This window comes from Streptomyces boluensis, from assembly GCF_009908195.1.
In the GTDB taxonomy this organism is placed as follows: domain Bacteria; phylum Actinomycetota; class Actinomycetes; order Streptomycetales; family Streptomycetaceae; genus Streptomyces; species Streptomyces boluensis.
On the sequence record NZ_JAAAHS010000263.1, the window covers coordinates 1 to 11019 of the forward strand.

General features: G+C 71.7%; 7 protein-coding genes. 5 read left to right on the forward strand and 2 right to left on the reverse strand.

Going from position 1 to position 11019, the window contains the following annotated elements; genetic code table 11:
• Positions 1-164: 164 nt before the first annotated feature.
• The gene (locus GUY60_RS26535) at positions 165-1847 is read right to left on the reverse strand and encodes a PucR family transcriptional regulator (protein WP_161702195.1); all 1683 of its coding nucleotides are present in this window, start codon (positions 1845-1847) and stop codon (positions 165-167) included.
• A gap of 274 nt (positions 1848-2121) precedes the next feature.
• On the opposite strand from GUY60_RS26535, the gene GUY60_RS26540 reads away from it, so the two are divergent.
• From GUY60_RS26540 to GUY60_RS26560, 5 genes are all read left to right on the forward strand, one after another.
• Positions 2122-3018 (forward strand): FAD binding domain-containing protein, encoded by an 897-nt coding sequence (locus GUY60_RS26540; protein ID WP_161702197.1) that lies wholly within the window; start codon positions 2122-2124, stop codon positions 3016-3018.
• 2 nt (positions 3019-3020) lie between these two features.
• Positions 3021-3617: a (2Fe-2S)-binding protein gene (locus tag GUY60_RS26545; protein ID WP_161702199.1), complete on the forward strand. Its 597-nt coding sequence runs from the start codon at positions 3021-3023 to the stop codon at positions 3615-3617.
• A gap of 2 nt (positions 3618-3619) precedes the next feature.
• Entirely contained in the window at positions 3620-6013 is a 2394-nt protein-coding gene (pucD, locus tag GUY60_RS26550) for a xanthine dehydrogenase subunit D (RefSeq protein WP_161702201.1), read from the forward strand.
• Between the two features lie 266 nt (positions 6014-6279).
• The gene (locus GUY60_RS26555) at positions 6280-7719 is read left to right on the forward strand and encodes an NCS2 family permease (RefSeq protein WP_161702203.1); all 1440 of its coding nucleotides are present in this window, start codon (positions 6280-6282) and stop codon (positions 7717-7719) included.
• Between the two features lie 73 nt (positions 7720-7792).
• Positions 7793-8944, forward strand: a complete 1152-nt coding sequence (locus GUY60_RS26560) for an XdhC family protein (protein WP_161702205.1) — start codon at positions 7793-7795, stop codon at positions 8942-8944.
• Between the two features lie 64 nt (positions 8945-9008).
• Here GUY60_RS26560 and GUY60_RS26565 read toward each other — a convergent pair.
• The coding region (locus tag GUY60_RS26565) for an NB-ARC domain-containing protein (protein WP_161702207.1) at positions 9009-11019 on the reverse strand (2011 nt) is incomplete at its 5' end.

An 11019-nucleotide genomic window follows, 5' to 3' on the forward strand; every position in this document is an offset into this window, starting at 1 on the left:
CCCCCGACCAGTGCACCCCCAGGGGGCTCCGCCCCCGGACCCCCGCTCCTCAAACGCCGGAGGGGCTGGATTTGGGCTGGTGAAATCAGCCTCTCCGGCGTTTGAGGAGGCCCGTCCGGCAGGACTTCGGGAAGGGGCGGGGAGGGGAAGAAGCCCGGCTTGGCCTAGCTCATGCGCAGCGCCAAGAAGAAGTCCAACTTGTCCTCCAGGCGCGACAAGTCGCGGCCAGTGAGTTGCTCGATGCGGCCCACCCGGTAGCGCAGCGTGTTCACGTGCAGGTGGAGGCGGTTGGCGCAGCGGGTCCAGGAGCCGTCGCAGTCGAGGAACGCCTCCAGGGTGGGGATCAGCTCCGCGCGGTGGCGGCGGTCGTAGTCGCGGAGCGGGTCGAGGAGGCGGGCCGTGAACGCGCGCCGTACGTCGTCCGGGACGAACGGCAGGAGCAGCACGTGCGAGGCGAGTTCCTGGTGGCCGGCGGCGCAGACGCGGCCGGGGCGGGCCGCGGCCACTCGGCGGGCGTGCCGGGCCTCCTCCAGGGCGCCCCGCAACCCCTCCGCCGAGTGCACGGACGCGCTGACACCCAGGGTGAGCCGGCCGTCACCGTCGAGGCCCGCGGAGAGCGGGTCGCGGACGGTCTCCAGGAGGCTGTCCGCGAGCAGTCCCGGCTCGGCGCCGTCGTGGTCGGCGGCGACCGCGGGCAGCGGTACGAGCGCGATGGCCTCGTCGCCGGTGTGCGCGACGGCGATCCGGTCGGAGGGCTCGGGTCCGGCCGCGAGCGGGTCGACGAGGATCTCCTCCAGGAGCGACTGGGCGACCGGGCCGCCCTCGATCTCGCCGCCTTCCCACTCGACCCGGGCCACCACGACCTGCCAGTGCGGGGCCGCGCCCAGGCCGGGAAGCAGCACCGGGGCCGCGACCCGCAGCCGGGCGGCGATCTCGGCGGGTGCCGCGCCCGTCTGGACCAGCTCAAGGACTTCCTGGGCGAGGCGGCGCCGTACCGTACGGGCCGCGTCGCGGCGGTCGCGTTCCACGGAGATCAGCTGGGTGACGCCCTGCAGCAGGTCGAGGCGCTCCTCCGGCCAGTCACCGGCGTCCGCCTCGACCGCGAGGAGCCAGTCGGAGAGCACCGTCTCGCGTACGTCGCGCGCCGCCGCCGTACCACCGCCACGGCCGCTGCTGCGGACCGGGAACAGCGAGTACGTGGCGCCGTGCGAGGTCACCCGGTGCGGGGCGCGGCGCCCCGTGCGGGAGGCGGCCAGGTGCTCGGCGGCGAGCGCGGCGCAGACGTGCGCGGGCAGCGGTGCGTTGCCCGCGCCGCTGGAGCCCGCGATGGGCCGGCCGGCCGGGGAGAGCACCCAGGCGCGCAGGTCCAGGTCGGAGCCGAGCAGGTCGAGCACCACGTCCGGGCCGCCGCCCGCCGGGCCCGAGGTCATCATGCGGCGGTGCCGGTCGACGACGGCCGCGAGGTCGCCCGCGCGCTCGCCGGAGACCTGGCGGACCACGTACTCGGTGATGGTCGCGAAGGCCACCTGCTCGTTCACCGCGAACAGCGGCAGCCGGTGGCGTACGCAGGCGGCCACCAAGTCGTCCGGGACCGCGCCCAGTTCGGCCTCACCGGCGCCGAGGCCCGCGACACCCGCGGCGGCCAGGATGCGGACGAACGACTCCGAGTCCGCCGCGTCCTTCCGCCAGGCAAGGCCCGTGAGGACCAGCTCTCCGCCGGAGAGGTACCGGCTCGGGTCGCGCAGGTCGGTGGTCATCACCCCGCGAACCGTCCGGTCCAGCTCCTCTTCGCCGCCGAGCAGCCGCAGCCCCAGCGCGTCGGTCTCCAGCAATGCGCGCAGCCGCATGTGTCGCCGCCGATCCTGTCTCGAACTTGTCGTTGATCTTGGCCTGGGTGTCAGCTGGAATTCGTAGGGATTGCTGAGCCATGCCTTTCATACGAATCTACAAGATGGGGTGGGTCACCAGCCAACTCCTTCATGGTTTTGGTGACTGACCCCCGGAGGGTGCCGACGGGTGTACTAACGCCATTCAGCGTGAACAGCACATGAACGAGCCGGTCGAGGGCCGAGGCCCCTGGCTCGTAACGAACGACCCGATACCAAGAAGAGAGCCACGCTCATGGACTTCCTTCGCCCCGCCAGCTGGGAGGAGGCGCTCGCCGCTAAGGCCGAGCACCCCACCGCTGTGCCGATTGCGGGTGGCACCGACGTGATGGTCGAGATCAACTTCGACCACCGTCGCCCCGAGTACCTCCTGGACCTCAACCGCGTCACCGAGCTCCAGGACTGGCACGTGGGTGCGGAGACCGTCCAGCTGGGCGCTTCCGTGCCGTACACCAAGATCATGGAAAATCTGCGCGCGGAGCTCCCCGGCCTCGCGCTCGCCTCGCACACCGTGGCGTCCCCGCAGATCCGCAACCGGGGCGGCGTCGGCGGCAACCTCGGCACCGCCTCGCCCGCCGGTGACGCGCACCCCGCGCTGCTCGCCGCGGACTGCGAGGTCGAGGTCGAGTCGCAGGCCCGAGGCACCCGGCTGATCCCGATCGACGCGTTCTACACCGGCGTGAAGCGCAACGCCCTCGAGCCCGACGAGCTGATCAAGTCGGTGCACATCAAGAAGGCCGACGGCCCGCAGCAGTACTCCAAGGTGGGTACGCGGAACGCCATGGTCATCGCCGTGTGCGCCTTCGGTATCGCGCTGCACCCCGAGACCCGCACGGTGCGTACCGGCATCGGCTCCGCCGCCCCCACCCCGATCCGGGCGAAGGCGGCCGAGGAGTTCCTGAACGCCGCGCTCGAAGAGGGCGGCTTCTGGGACAACGGCAAGATCATCACCCCGTCGGTCGCGAAGCAGTTCGCCGAGCTCTGCTCCGGCGCCGCCAACCCGATCGACGACGTCCGCGGCACCGCGAACTACCGCAAGCACGCCGTGGGCATCATGGCCCGTCGCACGCTCGGCTGGACCTGGGAGTCGTACCGCAGCGGCAAGGGCCGAGGCGCGGAAGGAGCTGCGTGACAATGCGCGTCAATTTCACGGTCAACGGCCGTCAGCAGGAAGCCGACGACGTCTGGGAGGGCGAATCCCTCCTCTACGTGCTGCGTGAGCGCATGGGCCTGCCGGGTTCCAAGAACGCCTGCGAGCAGGGCGAGTGCGGTTCCTGCACCGTCCGCCTCGACGGCGTGCCGGTCTGTTCCTGTCTCGTCGCCGCCGGTCAGGCCGAGGGCCGCGAGGTCGTCACGGTCGAGGGCCTTGCCGACTTCGCCAAGCAGCGCGCCGAGCACGGCGGTTGCGCCTCCGGCGCCTGTGGCTCCGAGCAGGGCACGTCCCTCCAGGACGCCAAGCAGTGGCAGGCCAAGGGCACCGACTCGCAGACCGGCGAGGGCGGCGAACTGTCCCCGGTCCAGCAGGCGTTCATCGACGCCGGTGCCGTCCAGTGCGGTTTCTGCACCCCCGGCCTGCTCGTCGCGGCCGACGAGCTCCTGGAGCGCAACGAGTCGCCGTCCGACGCGGACATCCGCGAGGCGCTCTCCGGCAACCTCTGCCGTTGCACCGGTTACGAGAAGATCCTCGACGCGGTCCGCCTGGCTGCGGCCCGTCAGGGAGAGGCGGTCTGATCATGGCTGGAACCAAGACCACGACCGGTGCACCCACCGACGTCACCCAGAAGCACAACAAGGGCGGCATCGGCGAGTCCACCCTCCGCCCCGACGGCACCCTCAAGGTCACCGGCGAGTTCGCGTACTCCTCGGACATGTGGCACGAGGACATGCTCTGGGGCCAGACGCTGCGCTCCACCGTCGCGCACGCCGAGATCGTGTCCATCGACACGGCCGAGGCCCTCGCGATGGACGGCGTGTACGCGGTCCTGACGTACGACGACCTGCCGGCCGAGATGAAGAACTACGGCCTGGAGATCCAGGACACCCCGGTCCTCGCCCACGGCAAGGTCCGGCACCACGGTGAGCCGGTCGCCCTCGTGGCCGCCGACCACCCGGAGACCGCCCGTCGCGCCGCCGCGAAGATCAAGATCGAGTACAAGGAGCTGCCCGTCATCACCGACGAGGCCTCCGCGCTCGCTCCCGACGCGGTCCTGGTCCACGAGGGCCGTGACGACGAGTACATCAAGTGGGTCTCCCACCCGAACATCGTGCACAACCAGCCGATCATCCGCGGCGACGCCGAAGAGGCTGCCAAGAAGGCCGACTTCGTCGTCAAGGGCGAGTACACCTTCGGCATGCAGGACCAGGCCTTCCTCGGCCCGGAGTCCGGCCTCGCGGTGCCGTCGGAGGACGGCGGCGTCGACCTCTACGTCGCCACCCAGTGGCTGCACTCGGACCTCGAACAGATCGCCCCCGTCCTCGGCCTGCCCGAGGAGAAGGTGCGCATGACGCTCTCCGGCGTCGGCGGTGCCTTCGGCGGCCGCGAGGACATCTCGATGCAGATCCACGCCTGCCTCCTGGCGCTGCGCACCGGCAAGCCGGTCAAGATCGTCTACAACCGGTTCGAGTCGTTCTTCGGCCACGTGCACCGCCACCCGGCGAAGCTCTACTACGAGCACGGTGCCACCAAGGACGGCAAGCTCACGCACATGAAGTGCAAGATCGTCCTGGACGGCGGCGCCTACGCGTCGGCCTCCCCGGCGGTCGTCGGCAACGCCTCGTCCCTGTCGGCCGGTCCGTACGTGATCGACAACGTCGACATCGAGGCCGTCGCCCTCTACACCAACAACCCGCCCTGCGGCGCGATGCGCGGCTTCGGCGCCGTCCAGGCCTGCTTCGCCTACGAGGCCCAGATGGACAAGCTCGCCGACAAGGTGGGCATGGACCGGGTCGAGTTCCGCCAGCTCAACGCCATGGAGCAGGGCACGCTCCTGCCGACCGGGCAGCCGGTCGACTCGCCGGCCCCGGTCGCCGAGATCCTGCGCCGCGTCAAGGCCCGCCCGCTGCCGCCCGAGCGCCAGTGGGAGATCGCCGACGGCGACGCCGACGTACGCGAACTGCCCGGCGGACTCTCCAACACCACGCACGGCGAAGGCGTCGTCCGCGGTGTCGGCTACGCGGTCGGCATCAAGAACGTCGGCTTCTCCGAGGGCTTCGACGACTACTCCACCGCCAAGGTGCGCATGGAGGTCATCAACGGCGAGGCCGTCGCGACCGTGCACACCGCGATGGCGGAGGTCGGCCAGGGCGGCATCACCGTCCACGCGCAGATCGCCCGCACCGAGCTCGGCGTCCAGCAGGTCACCATCCACCCCGCCGACACCCAGGTGGGCTCGGCCGGTTCGACCTCCGCGTCCCGCCAGACGTACGTCACCGGCGGCGCCGTCAAGAACTCCTGCGAGCTCGTCCGCGAGAAGGTCCTGGAGATCGGCCGGCGCAAGTACGGCTCGTACCACCCGGCGTGGGCCACGGCCGAACTCCTCCTTGAGGGCGGCAAGGTCGTCACCGACGGCGGCGAGGCCCTCGCCGACCTGGCCGAGCTGCTCGAGGACGAGACCGTCGAGATCGAGGCCGAGTGGCGGCACCGTCCGACCGTCGCCTTCGACAAGCGGACCGGCCAGGGCAACGGCCACGTCCAGTACTCGTTCGCCGCGCACCGCGCCGTCGTCGAGGTGGACACCGAGCTCGGCCTGGTCAAGGTCATCGAGCTCGCCACCGCCCAGGACGTCGGCAAGGCCCTCAACCCGCTCTCCGTCGTCGGCCAGATCCAGGGTGGCACCACCCAGGGCCTGGGTGTCGCGGTGATGGAGGAGATCGTCGTCGACCCCAAGACCGCGAAGGTGCGCAACCCCTCCTTCACGGACTACCTGATCCCGACCATCCTCGACACGCCGACCATCCCCGTCGACGTCCTCGAGCTGGCCGACCCGAACGCGCCCTACGGCCTCCGTGGCATGGGCGAGGCCCCGACCCTGTCGTCCACCCCGGCCGTCCTCGCGGCGATCCGGAACGCGACGGGCCTGGAGCTCAACAAGACACCGGTACGCCCTGAGCACCTCACCGGTACGTGATCTTCCGGGGCGCCGCGGTTCTTCCGAAGCCGCGGCGACCCCGCAGGTCACCGTGACCGTCCCTGTGGTGGTCACAAAGCATCAATCCCAGCAGTAACCCCAGCACCAACTGAAGCGGTTTCCGGGGGGACAGGCTCCCCCTTGTCCCCCCGGATCCCCCACCGTTCGTCTCGGGCCGTCCCCCGGGTCGTGCAGCCATGAAGTTCCCAAATTCCGCAGCCCAGGAGTGCGTGCGGATGCCCCTGTGAACCTTGGGAGAAGGCCCCATGACCCAGTCGTCAGTGGAGCCCAAGACTGTGGCGGAGGACGCGGGCAACGGCTCGCGTGTTCCCGCCGGCAAGTCTTGGCTCGACCGGTATTTCCACATATCCAGCCGAGGATCGACGATCCCGCGCGAACTGCGCGGCGGCATCACCACCTTTATGGCGATGGCCTACATCCTCCTGCTCAACCCGCTGCTGCTCGGCGGTGAGGACGGGCTCGGCAACAAGCTCAGCCAGCCGGCCCTGATCACCGCCACCGCTCTCGCCGCGGCGGTCACCACCCTCGCGATGGGCATCATCGGCAAGGTGCCGCTGGCCCTGGCCGCGGGCCTGAGCGTCTCCGGCGTCCTGTCCACGCAGGTCGCCCCCGACATGACCTGGCCGCAGGCCATGGGCATGTGCGTGATCTACGGCGTCGTGATCATGCTTCTGGTCGCCACCGGCGTACGAGAAGTCATCATGAACGCCATTCCACTGCCCCTGAAGCACGGCATCACCATGGGCATCGGACTCTTCATCGCGATGATCGGCTTCGTGAACGCCGGCTTCGTGGGCCCGGGCAAGGGCTCGCCCGTCACCCTCGGCGTCGGGGGGAACCTGACCGGCTGGCCGGTCGCCCTGTTCGCCTTCACGCTCATCCTGATCTTCATGCTGCAGTCCCGGAAGGTGCCCGGAGCCATCCTCCTCGGCATCGTCGTCGGCACCGTGATCTCCGTCGTGGCCACCACCACCGGGCTGATCGACGAGAAGGCGTGGGGCGGCAAGGCCCCGGCCCTGCACGGCAGCGTCGTCTCCATGCCGGACTTCAGCCTCTTCGGCGACATCGAGTTCGGCGGCTGGGAGAAGCTCGGCGCCACCACCGTCGGCATGATCGTCTTCACCCTGGTCCTGGCGGGCTTCTTCGACGCGATGGCCACCATCATCGCCGTCGGCCAGGAGGCCAAGCTCGCCGACGACCGCGGCCGGATGCCCGGCCTCAACAAGGCCCTGTTCATCGACGGCGCCGGCGGCGCGGTCGGCGGTGTGGCCGGAGCCTCCGGCCAGACCGTGTTCATCGAGTCGGCGTCCGGCGTCGGCGAAGGTGCCCGCACCGGCCTGTCCGCCACGGTCACCGGCCTGTTCTTCGCCGCGTGTCTGTTCTTCACGCCGCTCACCCAGCTCGTCCCGAACCAGGTGGCCTCGGCCGCCCTGGTCGTCATCGGCGCGATGATGCTGCAGAACGCCCGGCACGTGGACTGGACCGACTGGTCCATCGCCGCCCCGGTGTTCCTCACCGTCGTCCTGATGCCGTTCACGTACACCATCACCGCCGGTGTCGGCTGCGGCGTCATCGCCTACTGCGCGATCAAGCTCGCGCAGGGCAAGTGGAGGGACCCGAGCATCTTCATGTGGATTCTCTCGGGTGTGTTCATCTTCTACTTCGCCACCGGATCCGGGCACTAGCGCCCGACCGGACCGGGTTCGCGGGACTGCCTTCCCGCACCCGTCCCACGTATCGTTTCTGAAGGAGGCCGACATGCTGGACATCGCCGAGGAACTGAACCGGTGGGTCGAGCAGGGACGTGACTTCGCGGTCGCCACCGTCGTGGCGGTCAGCGGCAGCGGTCCCCGTCAGCCAGGTGCCGCACTCGCTGTGGACAGCGAGGGCACCGCCATCGGATCGGTCTCGGGCGGGTGCGTGGAAGGCGCCGTGTACGACCTGTGCCAGCAGGCGCTCGAAGACGGCGAGTCCGTCGTCGAGCGCTTCGGCTACAGCGACGAGGACGCCTTCGCGGTCGGTCTGACCTGCGGCGGCATCATCGACATCCTCGTCACCCCGATACCTGCGAGCGCTCCGGGACGGGGAGTGTTCGCGGCCGCGCTGGCCGCCGCCGCCTCTGGTGAGGCGGCGGCGGTCGCGCGGATCACCGACGGCCCGTCCGACCTCCTCGGCCGCGCCCTCCTCGTCCGCCCGGACGGTACGTACGAGGGCGGCCTCGGCGGCCACCCCGAGCTGGACCGCACCGCGTCCGCCGAGGCGGTGGCCATGCTCGACGGCGGCCGCACCGGCACCGTCGAGATAGGCGAGGACGGCAGCCGCTGCGGCCGCCCCCTCACGCTGCTCGTCGAATCGTCCGTGCCCGCCCCCCGGATGATCGTCTTCGGCGCCATCGACTTCGCGTCCGCCCTCGTCCGCGTCGGCAAGTTCCTCGGCTACCACGTCACCGTCTGCGACGCCCGCGCGATCTTCGCCACCCGCACCCGCTTCCCCGAGGCCGACGACATCGTCGTGGACTGGCCGCACCGCTACCTGGAGCGCACCCAGGTCGACCGCCGCACCGTGCTCTGCGTCCTCACCCACGACGCCAAGTTCGACGTGCCGCTGCTCGAACTCGCCCTGCGCCTCCCCGTCGCGTACGTGGGCGCCATGGGCTCCCGCCGCACCCACGAGGACCGCAACCGCCGGCTGCGCGAAATCGGCATCACCGAGCTCGAGTTGACCCGCCTGCGCTCCCCGATCGGCCTCGACCTCGGCGCCCGTACGCCCGAGGAGACGGCCCTGTCCATCGCCGCCGAGATCGTCGCGAACCGGCGCGGCGGCAGCGGCGTCTCCCTCACCGGCGCGCACACCCCGATCCACCACGACGGCACGCAGCCCCCGACCGGACGCATCGGCTCCGTGGCCTGAATGCCGTTGCCCCGCCCCGCACTTGGCCCCTGACCTGGGGCCGGACTCAGCCCGGCCCAAGGGATCAGCCGACCAGCTCCGCCAGCGTGTGCAGCTCGGCCTCCGCCTCCGCGAGGCGGGGGCTGTTCAGTTCGCCGAGCGCGCCGTGGGCGGTGCGCAGGGCCTGCCCGGCCTCCTCGTAACGGGCGAGGCGGCTCAGCACCCGGCCGAGGTCGAGCCGGGCCGGTTCGCTCCACGCGGGCATCCCCGCGGCCTCGAAGTGGCCGAGCGCCTGCCGCAGCGGTGTCTCGGCCTCGCCCCAGCGGCCGAGTTCCGCGAGGTCGCTGCCGATCTGGTGGCGCGCCACCGCCCGGTACAGGCCCATCAGTTCGGCCGACTCGCCGGGCACCGGGGTGGCGCAGAGCGACTCGCCGCGCCGGTGGATCTCCAGCGCCTCATCGGCCCGGCCCGACTGGCGCAGCTGGTTGCCCAGACTGTTCAGGATGGTGAGCTCGCCGAGCCGCGCCTGCGGCGAGGTCTGCGCGCCGAAGCGGTCCGCCGCGTCCCGCAGCCGCTCCTGGGACTCGGCGATCCGGCCCATCCGGTGCAGTGCCCCGGCCCCGTGCCCCAGCGCCCACGCGGTCTGCAACTCATCCCCGGCCGCGCCCGCCACCTCGAACGCCGTGTCGGCCGCGTCGAGGGCGGCGTGGTGGTCGTACACGCAGACGTTGCAGGCCCACGCCAGATGGTTGAGGTGGGCCGCCTCGGCGGAGCGGTCGCCGAGGGCGCGGGCGGCGTCGACGGCGAGCCGGAACACCTCCACCCACAGCTCCCAGTGCTGCTTCCGGTCGGAGAACCAGTGCATGGCCTCGGCCGCGTCCACCACCCGCTGGTGGTCCCCGGTCCGCGCGGCCCGGTGCAGCGCGGCCAGCCACTCGTTCCGCTCCGCCTCCAGCCAGGCCGCCGCCTCGTCCTGACCGGCCGGCGCGCTCGCGGGCTCGGGGTCGTCGTCGGGCGCGTCCAGGTGCCGGTCGGCGTCGAAGCGGCGCGCGGCCGCGGTCGCCCGGCGCAGCATCCAGCGCGCGGTCCGGTCCTCGGCCGCCGCGCACTCCTCGGGGCCGTCCTCGGCGGCGAGTTGCTCCCCGGCGAAGAGGGCCAGGAGATCGTGGAAGCGGTACCGGTCGGCCACCGGGTCGGGCTGCAGCAGCCCCGCCTCCACCAGCTCCTCGACCCCGTCGGCGGCCCGCCCGCACGGCAGCCCCGCGAGCAGCCCCGCGGTCCTGGGACTGAAGTCGGGCCCCGCGGCCAGGGCGGCCCGGCGAAGCAGCGTCCGCGTCGCCGGGGCCAACTGCCGGTACGAGAGCGCGAACGCGGCCCGTACGCCCAGATCCCCGGCCTGCAATGTGTCCAACCGCCGTTCCTCCGCGGCGAGTTGGCCGACCAGCTTGGCAAGGCGTTCACGCGGCCGGCCGAGCAGCCGCTGCCCGGCGATCCGTACGGCGAGCGGCAGTTGCCCGCACAGGTCGGTGAGGTCACGCGCGGCCTGTGACTCCGCGCCGACCCGCTCGGGGCCGATGACCCGGCTCAGCAGCTCGACCGACTCCTCGCGCCGGAACACGGCCAGGTCGGTCCGGTGCACCGCTTCGAGACCGGCCAGGGCGTGCCGGCTCGTCACGAGGGTCAGCGAGGTGCCGGTGCCCGGCAGGAAGGGCCGGACCTGGGACTCGTCCTTCGCGTTGTCGAGCAGCAGCAGTACGCGGCGGTCGCCGAGCACGGACCGGAGCAGGCCCGCACGGTCGTCGGTGCCGGTCGGGATCGCGCCCTGGGCGGTGCCGAGCGCGGCCAGGAGCCGGGCGAGCGCGTCGCGCGGCCTTGCCGGTTCCGGGCTCATGCCGTGCAGGTCGAGCGCGAACTGCCCGTCGGGGAAGCGCGACGCGAGCAGATGCGCGGCATGCACGGCGAGAGAGGTCTTGCCGAGACCGGGCTGCCCCGAGATCACCGCGACCGGCGGGTACGCGGGGTCGGCACCGTCCGCGAGAGCGAGCAGGCCGTCCAGGGCCGGGCCACGGGCGGTGAAGTCGCGGATGTCGCGGGGG

Bases quoted from the DNA above. Each gene is read 5' to 3' on its own strand.
- GUY60_RS26535 (WP_161702195.1), bottom strand. From the start codon at position 1,847: ATGCGGCTGCGCGCATTGCTGGAGACCGACGCGCTGGGGCTGCGGCTG.
- GUY60_RS26540 (WP_161702197.1), top strand. From the start codon at position 2,122: ATGGACTTCCTTCGCCCCGCCAGCTGGGAGGAGGCGCTCGCCGCTAAG.
- GUY60_RS26545 (WP_161702199.1), top strand. From the start codon at position 3,021: ATGCGCGTCAATTTCACGGTCAACGGCCGTCAGCAGGAAGCCGACGAC.
- pucD (WP_161702201.1), top strand. From the start codon at position 3,620: ATGGCTGGAACCAAGACCACGACCGGTGCACCCACCGACGTCACCCAG.
- GUY60_RS26555 (WP_161702203.1), top strand. From the start codon at position 6,280: ATGACCCAGTCGTCAGTGGAGCCCAAGACTGTGGCGGAGGACGCGGGC.
- GUY60_RS26560 (WP_161702205.1), top strand. From the start codon at position 7,793: ATGCTGGACATCGCCGAGGAACTGAACCGGTGGGTCGAGCAGGGACGT.